19 protein-coding genes, 1 tRNA gene, 1 other RNA gene and 1 pseudogene are annotated in these 21115 nt (G+C 76.5%); 12 read left to right on the top strand and 10 right to left on the bottom strand.

Going from position 1 to position 21115, the window contains the following annotated elements; translation table 11 throughout:
* The first annotated feature begins 135 nt into the window (after positions 1–135).
* Both AC1VL8_RS04275 and AC1VL8_RS04270 read left to right on the top strand, forming a co-directional pair.
* A complete protein-coding gene (locus AC1VL8_RS04275; RefSeq protein ID WP_483074271.1) occupies positions 136–3993 on the top strand; it encodes a hypothetical protein in 3858 nt (1285 codons plus the stop codon).
* Positions 3942–4271 carry an SCO7613 C-terminal domain-containing membrane protein gene (locus AC1VL8_RS04270; protein WP_483074270.1) on the top strand — a complete coding sequence of 110 codons (330 nt, stop codon included), beginning with the start codon at positions 3942–3944 and terminating at the stop codon, positions 4269–4271. The genes AC1VL8_RS04275 and AC1VL8_RS04270 overlap by 52 nt, the downstream gene beginning before the upstream one ends.
* Positions 4272–4368: 97 nt before the next feature.
* Here AC1VL8_RS04270 and AC1VL8_RS04265 read toward each other — a convergent pair whose 3' ends face one another.
* Positions 4369–5760 (bottom strand): MFS transporter, encoded by a 1392-nt coding sequence (locus tag AC1VL8_RS04265; protein WP_483074269.1) that lies wholly within the window; start codon positions 5758–5760, stop codon positions 4369–4371.
* 81 nt (positions 5761–5841) lie between these two features.
* Between AC1VL8_RS04265 and AC1VL8_RS04260 the strand changes: the two genes are divergently transcribed.
* Together AC1VL8_RS04260 and AC1VL8_RS04255 are read left to right on the top strand one after the other, a co-directional pair.
* Positions 5842–6138, top strand: a complete 297-nt coding sequence (locus AC1VL8_RS04260; protein ID WP_483074268.1) for a GNAT family N-acetyltransferase — start codon at positions 5842–5844, stop codon at positions 6136–6138.
* 119 nt (positions 6139–6257) lie between these two features.
* Positions 6258–6887: a DUF998 domain-containing protein gene (locus AC1VL8_RS04255; RefSeq protein WP_483074267.1), complete on the top strand. Its 630-nt coding sequence runs from the start codon at positions 6258–6260 to the stop codon at positions 6885–6887.
* A 16-nt stretch (positions 6888–6903) separates the two neighbouring features.
* Here the strand turns inward: AC1VL8_RS04255 and AC1VL8_RS04250 are convergent, their stop codons facing one another.
* Complete coding sequence (locus AC1VL8_RS04250) at positions 6904–7065, bottom strand: hypothetical protein (RefSeq protein WP_483074266.1); 162 nt, start codon at positions 7063–7065, stop codon at positions 6904–6906.
* Positions 7066–7184: 119 nt separating this feature from the next.
* Positions 7185–8858 (bottom strand): phosphoglucomutase (alpha-D-glucose-1,6-bisphosphate-dependent), encoded by a 1674-nt coding sequence (gene pgm / locus AC1VL8_RS04245; RefSeq protein ID WP_483074265.1) that lies wholly within the window; start codon positions 8856–8858, stop codon positions 7185–7187.
* Positions 8859–8960: 102 nt separating this feature from the next.
* Here pgm and AC1VL8_RS04240 point away from each other — a divergent pair, with 102 nt between their 5' ends.
* The 3 genes from AC1VL8_RS04240 to AC1VL8_RS04230 all read left to right on the top strand — a co-directional run bounded on the left by AC1VL8_RS04240 (position 8961) and on the right by AC1VL8_RS04230 (position 11414).
* Positions 8961–9788, top strand: coding sequence for a DUF5926 family protein (locus AC1VL8_RS04240; RefSeq protein ID WP_483074264.1), 828 nt, complete (start codon positions 8961–8963; stop codon positions 9786–9788).
* A gap of 248 nt (positions 9789–10036) precedes the next feature.
* The gene (locus AC1VL8_RS04235; RefSeq protein WP_483074263.1) at positions 10037–10951 is read left to right on the top strand and encodes a glycosyltransferase family 2 protein; all 915 of its coding nucleotides are present in this window, start codon (positions 10037–10039) and stop codon (positions 10949–10951) included.
* Positions 10952–11039: 88 nt separating this feature from the next.
* The gene (locus AC1VL8_RS04230; RefSeq protein WP_483074262.1) at positions 11040–11414 is read left to right on the top strand and encodes a VOC family protein; all 375 of its coding nucleotides are present in this window, start codon (positions 11040–11042) and stop codon (positions 11412–11414) included.
* Positions 11415–11475: 61 nt separating this feature from the next.
* Here AC1VL8_RS04230 and AC1VL8_RS04225 read toward each other — a convergent pair whose 3' ends face one another.
* The 4 genes from AC1VL8_RS04225 to AC1VL8_RS04210 form a co-directional block, all read right to left on the bottom strand.
* A complete protein-coding gene (locus AC1VL8_RS04225) occupies positions 11476–12123 on the bottom strand; it encodes a hypothetical protein (protein ID WP_483074261.1) in 648 nt (215 codons plus the stop codon).
* Between the two features lie 381 nt (positions 12124–12504).
* A tRNA-Ser gene (locus AC1VL8_RS04220) sits at positions 12505–12589 on the bottom strand.
* A 100-nt stretch (positions 12590–12689) separates the two neighbouring features.
* The gene (locus tag AC1VL8_RS04215) at positions 12690–13067 is read right to left on the bottom strand and encodes a roadblock/LC7 domain-containing protein (RefSeq protein ID WP_389234145.1); all 378 of its coding nucleotides are present in this window, start codon (positions 13065–13067) and stop codon (positions 12690–12692) included.
* Positions 13068–13119: 52 nt separating this feature from the next.
* Complete coding sequence (locus tag AC1VL8_RS04210) at positions 13120–13485, bottom strand: hypothetical protein (protein ID WP_389234142.1); 366 nt, start codon at positions 13483–13485, stop codon at positions 13120–13122.
* 218 nt (positions 13486–13703) lie between these two features.
* Here AC1VL8_RS04210 and ffs point away from each other — a divergent pair.
* The 5 genes from ffs to AC1VL8_RS04185 all read left to right on the top strand — a co-directional run bounded on the left by ffs (position 13704) and on the right by AC1VL8_RS04185 (position 19349).
* An RNA gene (ffs, locus tag AC1VL8_RS04205) (signal recognition particle sRNA small type) lies at positions 13704–13800 on the top strand.
* A 130-nt stretch (positions 13801–13930) separates the two neighbouring features.
* Complete coding sequence (locus tag AC1VL8_RS04200; RefSeq protein WP_483074260.1) at positions 13931–14653, top strand: ABC transporter ATP-binding protein; 723 nt, start codon at positions 13931–13933, stop codon at positions 14651–14653.
* Positions 14650–16494, top strand: coding sequence for an FtsX-like permease family protein (locus tag AC1VL8_RS04195; protein WP_483074259.1), 1845 nt, complete (start codon positions 14650–14652; stop codon positions 16492–16494). Before AC1VL8_RS04200 ends, AC1VL8_RS04195 begins: the two co-directional genes overlap by 4 nt.
* A complete protein-coding gene (locus AC1VL8_RS04190; protein WP_483076185.1) occupies positions 16494–17753 on the top strand; it encodes a protein kinase domain-containing protein in 1260 nt (419 codons plus the stop codon). The genes AC1VL8_RS04195 and AC1VL8_RS04190 overlap by 1 nt, the downstream gene beginning before the upstream one ends.
* A gap of 114 nt (positions 17754–17867) precedes the next feature.
* A complete protein-coding gene (locus AC1VL8_RS04185; protein WP_483074258.1) occupies positions 17868–19349 on the top strand; it encodes an FAD-binding oxidoreductase in 1482 nt (493 codons plus the stop codon).
* Between the two features lie 29 nt (positions 19350–19378).
* Here AC1VL8_RS04185 and AC1VL8_RS04180 read toward each other — a convergent pair whose 3' ends face one another.
* The 3 genes and pseudogenes from AC1VL8_RS04180 to AC1VL8_RS04170 all read right to left on the bottom strand — a co-directional run.
* Positions 19379–19978 (bottom strand): methionine ABC transporter permease, encoded by a 600-nt coding sequence (locus AC1VL8_RS04180; RefSeq protein WP_389234840.1) that lies wholly within the window; start codon positions 19976–19978, stop codon positions 19379–19381.
* A 59-nt stretch (positions 19979–20037) separates the two neighbouring features.
* Positions 20038–20952 carry a methionine ABC transporter ATP-binding protein gene (locus AC1VL8_RS04175; protein ID WP_483074257.1) on the bottom strand — a complete coding sequence of 305 codons (915 nt, stop codon included), beginning with the start codon at positions 20950–20952 and terminating at the stop codon, positions 20038–20040.
* 4 nt (positions 20953–20956) lie between these two features.
* Positions 20957–21073, bottom strand: a pseudogene (locus tag AC1VL8_RS04170) (methionine ABC transporter ATP-binding protein); the annotation flags it as partial.
* Positions 21074–21115: the final 42 nt, after the last annotated feature.

Here is a 21115-nt window from a genome sequence, read left to right as displayed (position 1 = left end):
GCACGCCGAGGCGCCCCCAGCGTCGCCCGGTGCGCGGACGTCGGCACCCCGGGAGCGGGTCCGACCTGGTGAAGAACTAGGTAGGTCCTGTGGACGACGGGGGTTGAGTACCCGCGGGCTGGCACGCTACGGAGCGTGGAACCGACCTCGGCGGACGCCGCCCGCCGCGAGCTGACCGACTTCTCCCGCTGCCCGGCGTGCGGCGCGACCCTCACCGGGCCCCGGTGCGCCGCCTGCGGGCTCGCGCTCGACGGACCCGTGGGCGTCCGGATCGCCGACGCCTCCCGGGAGGCCGTGCGCGCGCTCGACGCGCGGCACGCGGTGATCGAGCAGGCGCGCGCGGCGCAGTCCGGCGGCTCTGCGGCACCCGCGCCCGTCGCCGGGGGCGGCTGGTTCGTGGCACCCGCGGGTCCGCCGGTCGGGCGACCCGCCCCGGTGGGGCCGGCCCGGCCCGGCTGGGGACCGCCGCCCGTCGGCCGTCCCGGTGCCCCCGCCGCCGGCCCGTTCCAGCCCCGCCCCTACCCGGTCCGCCCGTACCCGGCCGGCCCCGGCCACCCCGGACCGTCGGCGGCACCGACGGTCGACGTCGCACGGCTGCTCGCCCTGGCGGGTGCCGGGCTCGTCGCGGCCGCCGCCCTGGTCTTCGCGTTCTTCGTGCTCGCCGACCAGCCCGGCGCCCGCGTGCTCGTGCTGCTGCTCGCGACCGGCCTCGCCGCGACGGGCACGCTCATGCTCCGCCGCACCGGGATCGGCTCGTCGGCCGAGGCGGTCGGGGGGCTCGTCGCCGCGCTGTGCGTGGTCGACGCCTGGGTCGCCGCCTACCTCGCGGACGGCTCGTGGCGGTGGGTCGTGCTCGCCGTGCTGCTGCTGGTCGTCGGCGTGGGGGTCCCCGTGGCCGGACTCGCCCTGCGGGTGCGCTCGTGGACGACGCTCGTGCTGGTCCTGCCGGTGGTGCCGCTCTCCGTCGCCGGGGCCGTCGGGTCCGGCTGGGCGTGGAACCTCGGGCTGCTCGGCGCGGCCCTCGCGACCCTGGTCCGGACCCGCTACCGACGTCGGGTGCACGAGCGGTTCGGCGGCACGACCGACGCGGTCGACGCGCTCCTGACCGTCGCGGCCGTCGGCCTGCTGGCCGGCGCCGTCGCGCAGTCGGTGTCCTTGGACCCGCCCGCGCGGGGCTGGGTCGCCGGCGGGACGGCGATCGCGCTGCTGCTCGCGGCCGGGGTCGCCCGCGCCCAGGCCGTCGCCGGTGGTGCCACCGCGTGGACCGCGTCGGCCGGGGCGCTCGCGGTGCTCGCCGGCGGGCTCGCCCCGGTGGGATCGGTCCGGGCCGCGTCCGGGGTGGCGGCGCTGGCCGCGGCCGCGGTCTGGGCGGTCCTGGTCCTGGTCCCGCGACGCCGCGGGCGGGAGCGGGACGCCGGTGCCCGGTACCGGGCGCTGGTCTCGGGCGGCTGGGTCGCCCTCGTCGTCGTGGCGCTGCCGGGCGTCCTGGCCGGGGGCGTGGCCACGCTGGCCCTGCTCGGCGCCGTCGACCTGACCCTGCCGACGACCCTCCCCGGCGACGCGTACGCCGCGTCGGTGCCCGGCGCAGGGCTCGGACCGGCGCTGGCGGCGGTCGTGCTCGCCGGGGCGTGCGCGGGGGCCGCCCGCCTGCGGCTGGCGGCGGTGCCGGCGCCGGCGCTGCCCCTCGCCCCCGCGTCCGGGTCGGCGCTGCCGGCCGCGCCCCGGTTCGGGTCGCTGACGCCGGTCGCCGGTGCGCCGGGTGCGCCCGCTCCCGTGGCGGCGCGGCGGGCGCCCGCGGTGGTGCGGGTCGGCCAGGCGTGCCTGCCGCTGGCGGCGGTGCTCGCCGTCGTGCTCGGTGCCGGTCTGCTGCGCCCGTGGGCGGTCCCGCTGCTGGTCGCCGAGGCGCTGGTCGCGGTCGCCCTGGTCGAGGTCGCCCGTCGGGTGCCGCCCCGCCGTGCGCTGCGCGCCGACCACCCGCTGCCGGGTCCGTGGCGGGGCACGCTCACGGCCGTGGCCGCCGGGCAGGTCGCGCTGCTGGGCCTGCTCACCTGGTCGTCCCGCCCGACGATCGCCGTGGGGGCGGTCGTCGTGGTCCTGCTCGTGCTGCGGGCGCGGGCGCTGGTCGCCGCCGAGCTGCGGGGCGTGCTGGTCGGCGTCGCCACCGGCTACGGCGCCGCGGTCCTCGCGGTGCTGCTCGGGGCCGATGGCTGGGACGCGTTCGGCGTGATCGGGACCGTCGCGGTCGTGCTGCTGGCGCTCGGCGCGCTGCTCACCGTGCTGCGGCGGGTCACCGACGCCACCTGGGCCGGCGTCCTCGTCGTCGCGGCGCTCCCGGCGGTGCTCGGCATCGGGTCGGTCGCCGTCGAGCGCACGTGGTGGGGCGCCGGCGTCGCCGCCGCGCTGGTCCTGCTGGAGGTGCTGCTCCTCGACACCCGCGCCCGCCAGGTGCCGGCGTGGCTGCGGCTCGTCGCGGCGGGCCTGGTCCTGCCGTCCGTGGCGGTGGTCGTCATCACCGCCGGCGCCCTGCTGCTGCCCGGCTCGGGCTCCCCGGTGCTGCTGCCCGTCGTCGCCGTGCTGGCCGCTGCCGCGGTGGTGGCGGCACCCGGCGTCGCCGACCGCGTCCGCCGCCGGGCCCCGGGCGTCACGTCCGAGCAGGTGCGCCCGGTCGTCGAGCTCGCCGCGGCCGGGACCGGCACGCTGGCCCTGCTCCTGGGCGTGGGTCGCTCGACCACCGGCGCGGACACCGTGCTCGTGCTCTGCGCCGTGCTCGCCGCCGGTGCCTCCGTCGTGGCCCGGCAGGCCGACCGCCGACCCGTCTGGTGGGGCGCTGCTCTGCTGTGGTGCGGCGTGGTGTGGTCCGCGCTCGCGTGGCGGGACGTCGGCCTGGTCGAGGCGTACACCGCACCGCCCGCTGCCGCGGCGATCCTCGTCGGGGCCCTGCTGGCCCGCCGCTCGGACCGGTGGCGCGGGCTCGTCGGGGCGGGCGTCGCGCTCGCGGTCGTGCCCTCGCTGCTCCTGGCGGCGTCGGGCCGCGCCGTCGGCGTCCGCTCGGCGGTGCTGCTCGGGCTCGCCGCGGCGACGGTCGCCGTCGGCCTGCTCGCCGCCCGCCGGGCCCGCAGCCCCCTCGGGGAGCGCGGGACGCTGCGGGCGCTCGCGGGCCCGTCGGTGCTGGGTGGCGGGGCGGCCGCGCTCGCCGGCACCGTGCGGGCGGTGCACCTCGCCGCGACCACCCCGGCCGGGTCGGGCGTGGCCAACGCCCGGCTGCTCGGCGCAGCCCTGCTCTGGTCGCTGATCGGGGCGCTGCTGCTCGGCGCGCTCGGGCTGCTGCTCGCGGACCGTGCGGCCCGCGCGGCGGCGGCCGTGCGGGCGGCCACCCCGTCGGCGGTGCCCGGTCCGACGGGTGCGCCGGGCCGGCCCGGTGTCCCGGGTGTCCGGTGGCCCGTCCCGGTCGACCCGACCGCGACCCGCCTCCGTCGCGCCGCGCTGCTGCGCCGGTGGTCGCTGGCCCCCGCGCTCGTCGCCGGGACCGTCGGCACGCTCGCCGCGGCCCGGCCGTCGTGGGCGCTGACCTGGACCGGCTGGGTCGTCGAGCTCGCCCTGCTGGCGCTCGCCGTCGTGGCCGTGCGGTCGGAGGCCCGCCGGACGGGCGACCTGCTGGCCACCGCGGTGCCGCCCGGCTGGGCCCTGTGGTGCCTGGCGCTGGCGTGGGCCATCGGGGCGTGGAGCCCGCGCGAGCTGCGGGTCGAGGTGTTCGCGCTGCCCCTCGGGCTCGCGCTCACCGCGATGGGCGCGGTCGCGCTCGCGGCCACGACGCGGGCGGTCGGGCCCACCGGTCACCCGACCGGTCCGACCGGGACGACCAGCATGACCAGCCCGGCCGGCGTCACCGGGCTGGCTGGCCCGCCGGTCGTGCGGGCAGCGTCGCCACCCTCACGCCGGGTGTGCTCGCCACCCTCGGCCCGTCGATGCTGGCGATCTGGACCGACCCGATGACGTGGCGGGCGATCCTCGTCGTGGTGCTGGCCCTCGGGTTCATGCTGGTCGGCGCGCGGCAGATGCTCCGCGCCCCGCTCGTCGTCGGCGCCGCTGCGCTCCCGGTCGCGGTCGTGTCGGTGTTCGCGGCCCAGATCGGCCGGACGATCTCCGCCGGACCGTGGCTGCTCACGCTGCTCGCGGCCGGTGGGCTGCTGCTGGTGCTTGGGATCTTCGCCGAGCGGCGGTCCGCGGCCGGCGGCGACGGGGAGGCCGCGCGGCGCGGCGTGCTGCGCTGACCCTCTCGCGCGGGGTGGTCGCACGCCCCGCGCGGTGGGTCGGACGTACCTGTGGGGCGGCGTCCCGGGCTGCGGTGCCAACGTGCCGACGGGGTGGCTACGCCTCGCGCGGCGGGGCGGGCGGTGCCGGGACGTCGGCGGCGTCCAGGCGTGCGGTGCCGACCCCGGGCGCGCCGCCCACCCGGGGCGCGGCCACGACCTCGGCGGCCACGACCTCGGCGGTGGCGTCGAGCCCGGTCGCGGACGCGCTGTCGACCCCGGCCCTGGTCTCGCCGAGGTCCGCGGTCCCCGACCGCAGGGCGCGCAGCGACGCGGCCACCGCGAGCACGGCCAGCACCGCCGCTCCGACCACCACGAGGTACCCGCCGTGCGAGCCCTGGCGGTCGATCAGCGTCCCGGCGAGCCACGACCCCAGCGACACCCCGACGCCCAGCGACGTGCCGACCCAGGTCAGCCCCTCGGTCAACCGCTCCCGGGGCACGAAGTGCTGCACCAGCCCGTTGCCGTTGATCAGCGTGGGCGCGATCGCGAACCCCGCGACGAACATGACGACCGCGAGCACCACCATCGTGTCGACCAGCACGAACAGCGACGCCCCGGCGGCGAGCGCGACCATCCCGACCGCGAACCGCTGCCACAGCGGCGTCGTCCAGTGCCGGGCGCCGTACAGCAGGCCGGAGATCATCGACCCGCACGCGAACACCGCCAGGACGACGCCGGCGAGCCCGGGCCGGCCGTCCTCCTCGGCGAACGCGACGGTGCTGACGTCGGTCGCGCCGAAGATCGCGCCCATCGCGACGAACACGACCGCGAGCACGACCATGCCCCACGACCGCATCACCGACCGGCGCGCCTGCGGGCGGCCGTCGCTCCCGGTCGGGGCGGGTCGGGGGTGCGGCGGCGGCTGCGTCGCCCGCTGCGCGAGGAACCAGAACCCGCCGACCAGCATCCCCACCACCGGGACGACGAGTCCCGCCGAGGGGGCCACCGAGGTCGCCAGGGTCGTCGCGAGGATCGGTCCGACGACGAACACCAGCTCGTCGAGCGCCGACTCGAGGGAGTACGCCGTGTGCACCGAGCGGGGGTCGTCGAGCAGGTGCGACCAGCGTGCGCGGACCAGCGCGCCGAACGACCCGATCGTCGCGCCCGCGGCGCCCGCCGCCACGTAGAGCGTCCACACGGGCGCACCGCCGACCGTGCACAGCACCAGCGTCACGAGCGCGGTGGCCGACACCGCGATGGCGGGCCGCATCACGCGCGCCTGGCCGTGCAGGTCGACGAGGCGGGCCAGCTGCGGCGAGCAGACGGCCTGGGCCAGCACCGACACTGCGGACACGCTGCCGGCCAGTCCGTACGAGCCGTGCACCGCCTCGATCATCAGCACGATCCGGATGCCCACCATCGACATCGGGAGCCGGGCGATCACGCCGGCGGCGGAGAACGCCAGCGCCCCCGGCCGGGCGAGCACGTCACGGTAGGGCCCCAGCACCCGGCCAGTCTCGCACCCCCCGCCGACACGGCCCGCACCGATATCGCGCGGGCCGCTGCACCGCCGCCGATACTCGGTCGCATGAGCGCACCGACCGTCACCGACCTGCCCGACGAGCACCGCTTCGAGGCCCGCGACGCCGACGGCACCGTGCTCGGTGTCGCCGAGTACCGGCGCCGCCCGGGCGTGGTCGTCTTCACCCACACCGAGGTCGACCCGCGTCAGGAGGGCCACGGCGTCGGCTCGGCCCTCGTGCGGGCGGCCCTCGACGCCGTGCGCGCGGCGGGCGACCGGATCGACCCGCAGTGCCCGTTCGTCCGCGCCTTCGTCGACGACCACCCCGACTACGCCGACCTCGTCACCCCCGACGCCCGCTGACCCGCCCCGGACTCGTCGCCCCCCGGGGGGGGCGTGGATCCATGCTGTCCGACACGCCCGGCGTGTCGGGCCGAATCTTCCACCCTGCGCGGCCGACCCCCCGGGGCTACGGTGCCGCGGTGCCGACCCCCGACCGACCCCAGCCCCCGAACCGGGCCCAGCCCCCGAACCGGGCCGAGCCCACGCCCCGTGCCTGGGCGCTCGTCTCCGCGGCAGCGGCGCCCGTCGCGATGATCGGCGGCTGGACCCTCGCGGCGGCGGTGCAGGACGGGTTCGACCCGGTGCGCGCGACGATCAGCGAGCTCGCGACCGCGGCGGTCGACAGTCCCGGGGTGATGACCGCGGGGCTGCTGGTCACGGGTGCCGCGCACCTGGTGACGGCGGCGGGGTCGCGCGGCGTTCCGCTGCCGGGGCGGCTGCTGCTGGCGCTCGGGGGCGCGGGCACGGCGGCGGTCGGCCTGCTGCCGGTGGACCGGGTGCCGACGGCGCACGCGGTGGCGGCCGGGATCGCGTTCGGCGCGCTCGCCCTGTGGCCCGCGGCAGTGGCCCGGCGACGGGGCGCGCGCCCGCTGCGGCGCGGCGTCGCGCTGCCCACGAGCGCGGCCCTGCTGGCGCTGCTCGGCTGGTTCGTCGTCGAGCTCACCGGAGACGGCGAGCTGGTCGGGCTGACGGAGCGCCTGGTCGCGGGGGCGCAGTCGGTCGCCCCGCTCGCGCTGGTGGTGGCGCTGCGCCGCGCGGCCGCGTCCTGACCGCGCGCGCCGGCCCTCAGGGGTTGAGGTAGGAGGCGGGGTCCTGGTCGCTCGTCGCCGCGTCGGGCATCGAGCGGGCGACCTCGTCGTCGGAGATCTCGTCGTCGCGGACCTCGTCGACCTGCGGGTCGGCGAGCGCGTCGGGTGCGCCCTCGGGGTGCGGTGCGTCGGTGCTCATCACGTCCTCCTGGGGTGTGCGGGTGTCCCGCCCACGCTAGGTGCGGCCCGCACGGCACGCGCGCCGGGCCGGTGGTCACGCGGTCCGTGGCGGACGCGCGACCACCGGCCCCGGTCGGGTCAGCCGCCGAGCGCGTCGGAGACGACGTCCTTCGCCGCGGCCTGCACCTGGGTCAGGTGCTCCGGGCTGACGAACGACTCGGCGTAGATCTTGTAGACGTTCTCGGTGCCGGAGGGCCGGGCCGCGAACCAGGCGTTCTCGGTCGTGACCTTGAGCCCGCCGATCGGGGCGTCGTTGCCGGGCGCCGCGGTGAGCTTGGCGGTGATGTCCTCGCCGGCGAGCGTCGTGGCGGTGACCTGCTCCGGGGACAGCTTGCCGAGGGTGGCCTTCTGCTCGAGCGTCGCGGGCGCGTCGACCCGGGCGTACCAGGACTGCCCGAACTCGCCGACCAGCTCGGCGTGGTGCTGGGACGGGGACTTCCCGGTGGTGGCGAGGATCTCGGACGCGAGCAGCGCCAGGATGATGCCGTCCTTGTCGGTCGTCCACACGCTGCCGTCGGTGCGCAGGAACGACGCGCCCGCCGACTCCTCGCCGCCGAACCCGACCGAGCCGTCGAGCAGGCCGGGCACGAACCACTTGAAGCCGACGGGCACCTCGAGCAGGCGGCGTCCGAGGCTCCCGGCGACCCGGTCGATCAGCGAGGACGACACCAGCGTCTTGCCGATGGCCGCGTCGGCGGGCCAGCCCGGCCGCGCGCCGGAGTACAGGTAGCGGATGGCGACCGCGAGGTAGTGGTTCGGGTTCATCAGCCCGGCGTCGGGGGTGACGATGCCGTGCCGGTCGGAGTCCGCGTCGTTGCCCGTGGCGATGTCGAACGGTGCGTCGCCCTGCATCGCGGTGACCAGGGAGGCCATCGCGGACGGCGACGAGCAGTCCATCCGGATCTTCGCGTCCCAGTCGAGCGTCATGAACGCCCACTGCGGGTCGACCTTCGGGTTCACGACCGTGAGGTCCAGCCCGTACCGCTCGGCGATGGCGCCCCAGTACTCGACGGACGCGCCGCCCAGCGGGTCCGCGCCGATCCGCACGCCGGCCGACCGGATCGCGTCCAGGTCGAGCACGTGCACGAGGTCGTCGACGTACGCGCCGAGGAAGTCGTGCTTGCGGGTCGTGTCCGCGGCGAGCGCGGCGTCGAGGCCGACCCGGGGGACCCGGTCCACCCCGGAGGCGAGCAGGTCGTTCGCGCGGTTCGCGATCCAGGACGTCGCCTCGGACCCCGCGGGCCCGCCGTGCGGCGGGTTGTACTTGAAGCCGCCGTCGCGCGGCGGGTTGTGGGACGGGGTGACGACGATGCCGTCCGCGAGGCCGGGGCCGGCGGCCCGCACGCCCTCGGAGGTCGCGGCGCCGTTGTGCAGGAGGATCGCGTGCGAGACGGCCGGCGTCGGGGTCCATGAGTCGCGGGCGTCGACGCGGACCTCGACCCCGGCGGCCGCGAGGACCTCGAGCGCGGTCTGCCAGGCCGGCAGCGACAGGCCGTGGGTGTCCCGGCCGATGAACAGCGGGCCGTCGGTGCCCTGCGCGCGGCGGTACTCGACGATCGCGGCGGTGATCGCGACGATGTGCGCCTCGTTGAACGCGCCGTCGAGGCTGGAGCCCCGGTGGCCGCTGGTGCCGAACACCACGCGCTGGGCGGGGTCGTCGAGGTCGGGGCGACGGTCGACGTACGCGGCGAGCATCGCCTCGACGTCGACCAGGTCGGAGGGCTGGGCGGGGGTTCCGGCGCGCGGGTCCATGCCCCCGATCCTGCCACCGAAGCCGACCTCCCGACGGGTCGTACGGCGAACCTGTGGACGACCGTCCGCGGGTCCCGTGCGGCGGCCGGTAGCCTGGGGCGCATGGCCACCGCATCTTCCGTCGAGTTCGTGCTGCGCCCCTTCGAGGGGCTCCCCTCGGAGCCCGACTGGGTCGCCCTGCGCGAGCTCGTGCCCGCCGCCACCGCGACCGCGCGCACCACCGCGGAGCACGGCGCCCGCGACATCACCGTCACCACCGTCCTGCCCGACGGCTGGGCCGCGCTGCACCGCGCCGACGGCGTCGTCCTGCTCGCCCTCCAGACCGTCAGCAGCTCCGGCGACGCCAGCCGCGACCTCGCCGCCGCGCTGGTCGAGGCGCTCGAGTCCGAGCCGGGTACCGCCGTGCAGCAGGTCGGCCTCCCCGGCCCCGGCCCGCGCCTGCAGGACGTCCTCGACCTGACCGTGCCGTTCGAGGTCACCGTCGAGGAGTCGTTCGCGTACTGGGTCGCCGCCGACACCGAGATGACGCCCGAGCTGAAGGCCGCCATCGAGGAGGCCGACGCCGGCGTCGTCGACACGCACAAGGTCGCGGCCGTCGACGCCGCGTACTGGGTCCGCATGGGCGCCCGCGAGTACCTGCGCTGGGCGCAGCCGCACGACGAGCAGCAGGTCATCGACGGCCTCGCCCGCCTGCACGGCCGCCGCGAGTCCGGGTTCGAGGGCGCGAAGTTCATCGGCTACTTCCGGTCCAACGGTCTGGTCGTGCCCGTCTGGGAGCTGGCGCGCGGCAGCGAGGCCGAGGACGTCGAGGCGCCGCTCGCCGCGTTCGCCCCGCAGTTCGCCGAGGCCCTGGCCAGCACCGAGCCGCTCGACGCGAACGCACGCCGCGCCCGCGCCGGCATCGTCGCCCGGCAGGTCACGCTCCGCTGACCACGTGACGCCCCGCAGGCCGCCCCCCGGGAGACCCCGGGCGGGCGGCCTGCGTCGTCCCCGGGTGGGCGCCCCGCGTCGTCCCCCGGCCCCGCGCCGTCCCCGTGGGGCCGGCGCCGTCCCCGTCGGGCGGGCGGCGGACCCGCAGGTGACGGGGACGCGCCCCGGTCGTGGCCGTCCTGTGCAGCATCCGCGTGTCCGGCCCCCGCAGGACGCGGGTGGCCCGCCACGTCGTTAGGCTGTGCCAGGTGACAGGCGAGGCGGACGAGACCACCGAGGCGCGACCGGGCGAGGACCGCCCTGCTCAGGGCGAGGACGCCTCCGGCACCCCCGACGCCGCCGCCGAGGCCGGGCAGAAGCCCGCCCGCAAGCCCCGGCGCCCCAAGGCCCAGCCGCCGGCCCCGCTCGACACCCCGACGACGACCGCCCGCACCGGCCGGACGCGGCAGCGCGTCGCCGTCGTGATCCCGGCCAAGGACGAGTCCCGGCGGATCGCCGCCACCGTCCGCTCGGCCCGGGCGATCCCGCACGTCGACCTCGTGCTCGTGGTCGACGACGGGTCGGAGGACAACACCCAGCACGTCGCCCGCGAGGCCGGCGCCGTCGTCGTGCGGCACTCGCACAACCGCGGCAAGGCCGCCGCGATGGAGACCGGCGCCGCCGTCGTCGCCATGCGCGACGCCCCGGACCGCCCGCCGCGCCTGCTGCTGTTCATCGACGGCGACCTCGGCGACACCGCCGTGAACACCGCCCCGCTCGTCCCGCCGGTGCTCGAGGGCACCGCCGACGTGTCGATCGCGCTGCTCCCGCCGCAGCCCGGCGCGGGTGGTCGTGGCATCGTCGTCGGGGCCGCGCGCCGGGCCATCCAGTCGATGACCGGCTGGACGCCCACCCAGCCGCTGTCCGGGATGCGCTGCCTCACCCGGGAGGCGTTCGAGGCGGCCACGCCGCTCGCGCGGGGCTGGGGTGTCGAGACCGGCATGACGATCGACCTGCTCCGCAAGGGGTTCGTCGCCGTCGAGGTGCCGTGCGACCTGCGGCACCGGCCCTCGGGCAGCGACCTGCGCGGCCAGATGCACCGCGCCGCGCAGTACCGCGACGTCCAGCTCGCCGTCGCGGCGCGCAAGCTCCGCACGGTCGGCGGCGGCAAGCCGAGGCGCTGACCCCTGGCCCCGGGTGCACCGCGTGCGGGACGATGACCGGAGTCGACCCCGCACCGGCGCGGGGCGGCCCGGGTTCCTGGGGGCAGCGATGGCACACGGCGACATCACGCACACCGACATCCCCGTCGACGACGTGGACCGCGCGAAGCGGTTCTACGGCGGGGTGTTCGGCTGGTCGATCGAGGAGATGCCGGGGTTCGAGGGCTACCCCATGTGGCAGGCCCCGAACCAGATCAGCGGCGGCGGCCTCGCGCCCCGCGACGAGCGGCTCCAGGCCCCGCGCAGCTACGTGGAGGTCGACTCCATCGACGACGCGCTCGGGAAGGTGACCGAGCTCGGCGGCCGGGTCGTGATGCCGCGGACCGAGATCAGCCCGACGAGCTGGTGGGCGGTCTTCGTGGACACCGAGGGCAACGAGCTCGGGCTGTACGAGTCGACCGACGAGGGGGAGCAGCCGGAGTGATCCGGCGGGTACGACCTGGGCGCTGTTCCCGCGGGACAGGACCGTCCGACGGGTGCGACGCCTAGGCTGCCGGCCGGGACGCGAGAGCTGCCGCCACCCGCGACTGGGAGTCGTGCCACGTGCAGATCGACGGTTCGATGTATCCGATCACACGGCGGAGTGCGGCCGTGCCGTCCTCGATGGCGCGCGGACGGAGCAGCGGCTCCAGGTGTGCGACGCGGTTGCGCAGGAGCCAGAGCGTTTCCACGTCGTCCACGACGTGGGTGTGGCCGGGAGCGTGGGGGAACGCCTTGTGGAGCTCCGTCTCCCACAGCTCGCGCTTGGCCGGCCGCTTGCGAAGGTTCCGGGCCGGCAGCATGTACCGCCACGAGCCGAGGGTGAGCTGGGCGACCACATCCCCGTGCGTCACAGGACGACGGGGGCTCCGGGAGCGGGCGACGGCTTTGGCTGCACGCCGTCTCGCGTCATCGAGGTCGTTGCCGAGGATCAGTGTCAGCCGCTGACGCGGGTCGAGCGTCCACTCGGCGGAGTGCGGGGCGTCCTGATCCGGAGCGTCCGAGCGGGTGTTCCAGGTCCGCAGGTGCGTGTCCATGGCGTTCCGGAGGACGACCTCCGCGAGGTGCAGCGTCTCGTACACCGCAGCCGAGGCGGCCACGTTCCACCGGTAGAGCGTGAACGCACCGGCGACCTTGCCCTTGGCCGAGACCATGTACGGCCGGAGCCGCTCTGCGCTCAGGTACCGGGTCAGGGTCGCCGGGTCGAGAGATGGTGGTTGAGACGCTGTGGTCACGGTGCGTAGACTCCAGGGCGAAGGCGGGGAACGTATCCCGTTACAGGTATTCATCGAAGGCCCGTCGGCGTGACGCCGACGGGCCTTCGGCTTGTTCCACGACCTGCGGGCGGGGGGCGTGGGCCGGCGGTATGGCCGGCGCTCCACGGTCGGGCAGGCGGCCGACCCGCCCTTTCTACCGCTGCACGGCTGCTCGGGCGCAAGCCCCTCTTCGTGGTGCTCACCTCCGGCCGGGCCCGTGCCCGGGCATGACGAAGGGCCCGCCACCTGCGCGAACGCGGTGACGGGCCCTTCGACCTGCGGAGGATGGGGGATTCGAACCCCCGAGGGCGTTAACCCAACACGCTTTCCAAGCGTGCGCCATAGGCCACTAGGCGAATCCTCCCGGCCTGTAGAGGGTACCCGAGCCGGGGGCCTGCACCGAATCCGGCGCTGAGGGGGGCTGTCCGGGCGATCTCGGCGCCCCTCCCGGTCCCGCGCGCCGGTCAGACGACCGCACCGCCGTCGAGCGCGAGCAGCTGGTCGACCTGCGGGGTCATCGCGCGTTGCAGCAGCACGAGGTTCACCCCGGCGTCGACGACCACAGCCAGCGCGTACCGGTCGCCGACCGGTGTCGCGACGACGGCGCCGTCGTCGGTCCTGACCGTGAACGTCGCGAGGCCGGTGAGGTCGGCGCCGGCGGCGGTGTGGTGCGCCATCTCCATGCCCGCGATGACGAGGGACGCGAGGTGGTCGCGGGTGTCCTCGGGGCCGTCGTCGCTGAACGGCGTCCCGTCGCGCTGCACGAGCATCACGCGGCGGATCCCGGTGACGGCGTGCCGCAGGCTGGCGGCAGCCTGCTGCGCGTTCTGGCGGATGATCACGGGGTGTCGCTCTTCCTCGCTCGGTCGGGCCGCGCGTGCGGCGGTCGGGTCGTCAGATCGTCAGGTCGCGCTCGAGGTTGAGCAGCTGGCGGCGGGCCATCGCGAGGTTGGCGCGGCTGCGGTCCAGGGCCAGGTAGAGGAACAGGCCCTTGCCGTGCTCGCTCTGCAGCAGCCGGATCAGGTGCATCTGCGAGGACAGCGTGATGAGCATGTCCTCGATGCCGTCGGTGAGGCCGAGCGCCTGGAGGGTGCGCATCTTGGCGCGGACGACCTCGGTGTTGCCCGCCGCGGCGATGTCGATGTCGAGGCCCGACCCCGCGGACCCGAGGGTCATCCCGCTGTCGTAGTCGACGAGCGCGACGGCGATCGCGCCCTCGATCGACATGGCGGCGGTGAGGGTCGAGTCGACGTTAGCCACGAGGAGCCTTTCGCAGGGGCGGCTCGTGGCCGCCGGGATGTCGGGGTGGCGCCGGTCGTCCGGTCGCACTGACCCGTATCGACAGGCGCGGCAGGCGTCTGAACGGCGCGGACGGGTGATCCGCGCCCCGAGCGAGCGATTCCCCTGGTCGCGCGACCCGTGACCGGGACGGGCCCGTGGCCGTGCCGGACCGGTGCCGCCGCTGCGTTACGCTGGTCCCCGACCCCTCGTGCGGCGTCATCTCGCTGAACCCCCCCAGGGCCGGAAGGCAGCAAGGGCAGGTGAGCTCTGGCGGGTGTGCGGGGGGTCCTTCCGTGCCCGCACCCGGGCTCCCCCCACGGGCGGACGCCCCCGGTCCGGTCCACCCCCGGTCGCACGGCGTGACGCGCACGGACGCGACCGCGGGCCGACGCGCCGCCCGCGGGTCCCGGCGGACGCTGGTCGCATGAGCCAGCAGACCCCCGCCCCGCCACCGCCCGCCACCACCGCCCGCCTGTCCGCCCGTGGCCTGGTCAAGCGGTTCGGCCCGACCGTCGCGCTCGCGGGCGTCGACCTGGACGTCGCGGCCGGGGAGTCGGTCGCCGTGATGGGGCCGTCGGGCTCGGGCAAGTCGACGCTGCTGCACTGCCTGGCGGGCATCCTCGTGCCGGACTCCGGGACGGTGGCGCTGTCGGGCCGGGGGCTGCACGACCTCGACGAGCGCGCCCGCTCGCTGGTGCGGCGGCGGCAGTACGGGTTCGTGTTCCAGTTCGGGCAGCTGCTCGCGGAGCTGCCGGCGATCGAGAACGTCGCGCTCGCGCCGATGCTGCTCGGCACCCCGCGCAAGGAGGCCACGGAGCTGGCGGGCCGGTGGCTGGCGTCGCTCGGGCTGGCGGGGATGGAGCAGCGTCGTCCCGGCGAGCTGTCCGGCGGCCAGGCGCAGCGGGTCGCGGTGGCACGGGCGCTCATCACCGGGCCGGAGGTCGTGTTCGCGGACGAGCCGACGGGCGCCCTCGACCAGGCGACCGGCGCCGAGGTGATGCGGGTGCTCACGGAGACGACCCGGCTCGCGGGCGCGTCCCTGGTGGTGGTGACGCACGACGCCGGGGTCGCTGCGTGGTGCGACCGGCGGACCGAGGTCCGGGACGGCCGGGTCGTCGCCGACGTCCGCACGGGCGGTGCGCGGTGAGGGCGGTCCTGGCCCTCGCCCCGGGGCTGCGCCGGGCGGGCGGGCGCGACGGGCGGCTGATCACCGGGCTCGCGGTGGCGGCGTTCGCGGTGATGACCGCGCTGACCCTGTCGGTGGTCGGCGGCCTGCTGGGGTTCCTGGGCCGCGCGGACGCGCCGGTGGGGGCGTACCAGCGGGAGAACGCCGAGTTCTACGTGATCCTCGCGTGGATCGCGGTGGTGCTGCTGGTGGTGCCGCTGGTGACGCTCGGCGGGTCGGCGGCGCGCCTCGGCGTGGCCCGGCGTGACGCCCGCCTGTCCACGCTGCGCCTGCTGGGGGTGACCCCGCGCGAGGTGGTGGCGCTGACCGTGGTCGAGACCGCGTGGCAGGGCCTGGTCGGGGCGCTCGCGGGGATGGTCGGCTACGCCGTGCTGCTGCCGGTGTGGACCCGGGTGCCGTTCCAGGGCAGCACGTTCTCGGTCGCGGAGCTGTGGGTCGGCTGGCCGGTGCTGCTCGCGGCGTGCGTCGTCGTGCCGCTGCTCGCCGTGGTCAGCGGGGTCGTGTCGCTGCGTCGGGTGGTCGTCTCCCCGCTCGGGGTGGCGCGCCGGCACACGCCGCCGGCGATGCGGGCCGTGCGGGCGGTCGTCGCGGTCGCGGCGATGGGGACGTTCATGGTGGTGACCGCGGCGCTCGGGGCGTTCGGGGCCGCGGCCGCGGCGTTCGGCGTCGGGTCGCTGGCGCTCGGGTTCGGCGCGCTGAACCTGATCGGCCCGTGGGTGCTCGGGCTGCTCGGCCGGTGGCGTGCGCGTCTGGCGCGCACGCCCGCGCAGCTGCTCGCGGCGCGGCGGCTCGTCGACGACCCGCGGGCGATCTGGCGCGTGGTCGGCGGGCTGGGGCTGGCGGGGTTCGTCGCCGGGGCGCTCGCGGTGATCCCCACGATCACGTCGGCGACCATGCCGCAGGACGCGACCGCCGCCGAGCGCGCGGCCGCGCAGACCCTGTCCGGCGACCTGATGCGCGGCGCGCTGCTGACGCTGACGATCACGTTCCTGGTGGCGGCGGCGTCGGCGGGGATCACCCAGGCCGCCTCCGTGCTGGACCGGCGGCGCGAGTACGCGCTGCAGGTGCTGGCGGGCACGCCGGCGGAGCTTGCTCGACTCGGTGCGCCGCCGCGAGGTGCTGGTGCCGATGCTCACCGTGGGCGTCGGGTCGGCGGGCGCCGCGGTGGTGATGATGTCGCCGGTGCTGGGGTTCGCCGGGGTGACGGACCCGTCGGGTCTGCTGCTGCTGGTCGGCTGCCTGGCGGGAGGCTGCCTGCTGGTGCTGGGGGCCACGGAGTCCAGCCGTCCGCTGCTGCGGTCGGTGCTGGCGCAGACGCAGGTGCGGCCGGACTGACCCGCCCGGGGCGCCGCACCCGTCGGGGTGAAGTCGGGCACGCCGGGTCGTCTCGACGCGCGGAACCCGCCCACCCCGGTGATCCTGGAGGCTCGTCGTCCAGGAGGTCCAGCGTGAGCGAGCAGCCCGAGGTGGCGACCGCGCCCGCGTTCGGCACCCCGCCCGGCCAGGGACCCCGGCCACGGGACGTCCCGCTCCCCGAGGGGACCGTCCTGGGCGACCGGTACCTGCTCGCGGAGCGGCTCGGCCAGGGCGGGATGGCCGAGGTCTACCGCGCCGACGACCGCGTCCTCGGGCGCGAGGTGGCCGTCAAGGTGTTCCACCCGTCCGCCGCGGGCCAGGCCGGTGACACCCGGCACCGCGCGGAGATGCGCCTGCTCGCCCGCCTGAACCACCCCGGTCTGGTCACGATGCTCGACGCCGGCACCACCGCTTCCCCGACGGCGAGCTGCAGGACTTCCTGGTGATGGAGCTGGTCCGCGGACCGTCGCTCGCGGAGCGCATCGCCGCCGGCCCGATGCCCGTCGAGGACGCGGCGCTCGTCACCCTGCACGTGGCCGAGGCGCTCGCGTACATCCACGACCAGGGCGTGGTGCACCGGGACGTGAAGCCCGCGAACATCCTCATGCCGGCGCAGGACCTGTCCGGCACCGCCGGGCCGTGGACCAAGCTCGCGGACTTCGGCATCGCCCGCGCGCGGTCCGACGAGTCGCTGACCACCACCGGCGAGCTGCTGGGCACCCCCCCGTACCTCAGCCCCGAGCAGGCGATCGGCGGCCGGCTCACCGCCGAGTCCGACGTCTACGCGCTCGGGCTCGTGCTCGTCGAGTGCCTGACGGGCGAGCGCGCGTTCCCCGGCGACGCCCTGACCTCGGCGGTGGCGCGCCTGCACCAGCCCGTGCCCGTCCCGGAGCGGTTCGGCGCGCGGTGGGCGGAGCTCGTCGGCGCGATGACCGCGCTGGACCCGCTCGACCGGCTGACCGCCGCCGGCGCGGCGGAGGAGCTGCGTGCGCTGCTGCGGCCCGGCGCCGTCGGGCTCGGGCCGGCCGTGGGTGGGGTCGGGGCGGCGACGGTGCCGGTGCCGGTGCCGGTGCCGGTCGGCACGGTGTCGCTGCCGCCGGTCGCGATGCCCGCCGTCGACCTGCCGCCGGTCGCGCTACCCGCCGCCGCGGCCCGGGCGGACGCGCCGACCACCCGGCGGGACCTGCGTTCGGCGCGGCGCGACCACACTCGCCGCCGGGGCGCGCGGGTCGCCGTCGTGGCGGTCGCCGCCGTGGGCGTCATGGCCGTCGTGCTGGGCGTCGGCGCCGCCCTCGGGCAGGACGCCCCGCAGGCCGGTCCCACCGTGGCCACCGACCCGACCACCGGCTCCACGACCGCCGAGACGCCGACCACCGGGGAGCCCGTCGAGCAGCAGGTGGCCGACCTCGGCACCGCGCAGGAGCCCGCCACCGAGGACCCCGCCACCGAGGAGCCCGCGGCCGGGGAGACGTCCGTGGAGCCCGTCGTGGCGGAGGTCGCGCCCGCGGCCGAGCCGGAGCCCCCGGGCGACCCTGCTCGTGCCGACGGCGCGGCGACCGGGCAGGCCGGTCCCGCGGCGAACGCGAACGAGCGGGCGCACGCGAACGCGGCCGAGCGCGCCGCGCAGGGCAGCAGCACGGGCGCGGACCCGGGCACCGACCCTGCGGCCGGTCCCGGCAAGGGCAAGGGCAAGGACAAGGGCTGACGCGGCGCCTCGTCCGCTGAGACGCCACCGTCGACCCCCGCCGCGCGGGGCTACGGTGCGCGGGCGTGCCCGGAGCCGCCGGGCCGACCCGACCGAGGAGCGCCTGAGGCCGCCGTGACCGCCGAGACCCCCGCCGACCTCCCCGCCGACCTGCTAACCGACCTCGCCGCGGCGCTGCCGCCCGAGGCGCTGGTCACCGACGTCGCCGCGCTGCGGGCCCGGGGCCAGGACGGGTCCGCGACACCGCCCACCGGCGAGGCGCTCGCCCTCGTCCTGCCGTCGACGACCGCCGAGGTGTCGGCGGTCCTGCGGGTCGCGCACGCCCACGGTGCACCGGTCGTCCCGCAGGGGTCGCTCAGCGGGCTCGCGGGCGGCGCCAACGCGGTCCCCGGCGCGATCCTGCTCTCGACCGCCCGGATGACGGCGATCCGTCGCATCGACCCCGTCGACCAGGTCGCCGTCGTGCAGCCCGGCGTCATCACGAAGGACCTCGTCGACGCGGTCGCGGCGCGGGGGCTGTTCTACCCGCCCGACCCGGCGTCGTACGCGCTGAGCACGATCGGCGGCAACATCGCCACCAACGCCGGCGGCATGCGGTGCGTGAAGTACGGCGTGACGCGGGACTTCGTGCGGGCGCTGGAGGTCGTGCTGGCGGACGGCACCGTGATCCGCACCGCCGCGGGCACCGTGAAGGCCGTCGCCGGGCTGGACCTCACGGGGCTCGTGGTCGGGTCGGAGGGGACGCTCGCCGTCGTCACGGAGGCGACGCTCGGGCTGCTGCCCGCGCCCGGCCCGGACCGCGGGGTGTGCGCGACGTTCGCCTCGGTGGCCGACGCCCTGGACGCCGCGAACGCGATCGTCGCGAGCCCGCACCGGCCGTCGACGCTCGAGCTGCTGGACGAGGTGGTCCTCGCCGCCCTCGCCGCGTACGACCCCGAGGCCGGACTGCCCGTCGGGGCGCGCGCGATGCTGCTGGTCATCACCGACGAGCCCGGCGCCCGGGGCGTCGAGGACGTCGCGTCGTACGCGGCGGTCGCGCGGGAGCACGGCGCCGTGGGCGTGGACGTCGCGCACGACCCCGAGCGCCTGCACGCCCTGATGCGCGCCCGGCGGTCGTTCAACCAGGCCATGCGCGCGGTCCGCGGCGGCAGCGTCAACGAGGACGTCGCCGTCCCGCGCACCCGGCTCCCGGAGCTGCTGGCACGGCTGGCGGGCGTCGCCGCGGCCACGGGGCTGCCGATCGGCACCGGCGGCCACGTCGGCGACGGGAACCTGCACCCGGTGATCGCGTACGACCCGGCGGACCCCGCGCAGGTCGCGGCCGCGGCCGACGCGCACGGGCGGATCCTCGCGCTCGCGGTGGAGCTCGGCGGCACGGTGACCGGCGAGCACGGCATCGGCACCGAGAAGCGCGCGGCCCTCCGCGGCGAGCTGGGCGACCGGGTCCTGGCGATCCAGCAGGCCATCAAGGCGGCCCTGGACCCGAAGCGCATCCTCAATCCCGGCAAAGCCTCGCTTCCCCTCCTCCCCCCGAGCCGGGCGCGAGGTCGAGGGTTTCGGTCGAGATCGCGGGCTGAAACCCTCGACCTCGCGTGAAACCCTCGACCTCGGGCCCCGGGTCCGGGTCAGCGGCGCAGGACGCGGCGGGCCAGGAAGTTGCCGAGGAACTGGGCCAGCTGGACCATGACCACGATCACCGCGACGGCGGTCCACGTGACCACGTCGTTGAACCGCTGGTAGCCGTACACGATCGCGAAGTCGCCGAGGCCGCCGGCCCCGATCGCGCCCGCGACCGCCGTCATGTCGACGATGCCGACGAACAGGAACGTGAACCCGAGGATCAGCGGGCCCAGGGTCTCGGGCACGATGACGGTCGCGATGATCCGCAGCGGCCCGGCGCCCATCGCGCGCGCCGCCTCGACGACGCCCGGGTCGAGGGCGACGAGGTTCTGCTCCACGATCCGCGAGGTCGCGAACGTCGCCATGATCGCCAGCGCCGGGATCGCCGCCTCGACGCCGTACGACGCGTTGGTGAGCGCCTGGGTCAGCGGCCGGACGGCGGTGATGAAGATGATGAACGGGATCGGCCGGACGATGTTGACCAGCACGTTCAGGACGAAGAACACCGGGCGGTTCGCCAGGATGCTGCCCTTGCGGGTCACGTAGAGCGCGATGCCGAGGACGAGCCCGGCCAGACCGCCGATCGCCAGGGCGGCGATCGCCATCTGCAGGGTCTCGCCGAGCGCCTGCCAGAGCTCGGGCCAGAGGCTGGTGCCGTTGCTGTTCACGCGGAGACCTCCTCGGCCGTGTGGTCGATGACCTCGGTGTGCGCGCGCAGGTCGGCCAGCAGCGCCTCGACGGCGGCGTCCGGGCCGGTGAGCGCGAACGTGAGCGAGCCGAGCGGCCGCGACCCGACCTCGGTGATCCCGCCGAACACCACGGAGCCGTCGACCCCGTGGGCCTGCAGGCGCTCGGTGATCTGGATGCCGGGCTCGCCGGCGACCTCCCGGATGGCGACCGTGACCAGCCGCCCCGGATGCCGCTCGCGCAGCCGGGCGACCACGTCGGGCCGCGGCCGGTCGTGCAGCGCGGCGCCGATGAACCGCCGGGTGACGTGCTGCTCGGGCTGGGCGAACACGTCGTAGACGTCCCCGGACTCGACGACCTTGCCGTCCTCCATCACCGCGACCCGGTTGCACAGGTACGACACGACGGACATCTCGTGGGTGATGACGACGATCGTGATGCCGAGCTCGCGGTTGATCCGCTGCAGCAGGTCGAGGACGTCCTTGGTCGTCTCGGGGTCGAGGGCGCTGGTGGCCTCGTCGGCGAGCAGCAGGGCGGGGGACGTCGCGAGCGCGCGGGCGATGCCGACGCGCTGCTTCTGCCCGCCGGACAGCTGGTCGGGGTACTGCTTGGCCTTGTCGGACAGCCCGACGAACTCCAGCAGCTCCGCGACCCGCTTCCGGCGGTCTTCCCGCGACCACTTCGCGACCCGCAGCGGGTACGCGACGTTGGCCGCGACGGTGCGGGACCGCAGCAGGTTGAACTGCTGGAAGATGAAGCCGATCCCGGCCCGGGCGGGGCGCAGGCCGCGCTCGTTCAGGCCGGTCAGGTCGACGCCGTCGACGACGACCTGACCGGAGGTCGGCAGCCTCGAGCGCGTTGATGAGCCGCACGAGGGTGCTCTTGCCGGCACCGGAGTAGCCGATCACGCCGAACACGTCGCCGCGCTCGATGTCGAGGGAGACGCCGTCGACGGCGCGGACGGGCCCGGAGGAGCCGTCGAACACCTTGGTGACGTCGCGCAGGGAGACCATCGCGGTCATCGGTTCACCGTCCTGGGTGGGGTGGTGGGAGGG

Source organism: Cellulomonas sp. KU4C, from assembly GCF_056868065.1.
This window is presented reverse-complemented; position numbering and strand designations above follow the sequence as displayed.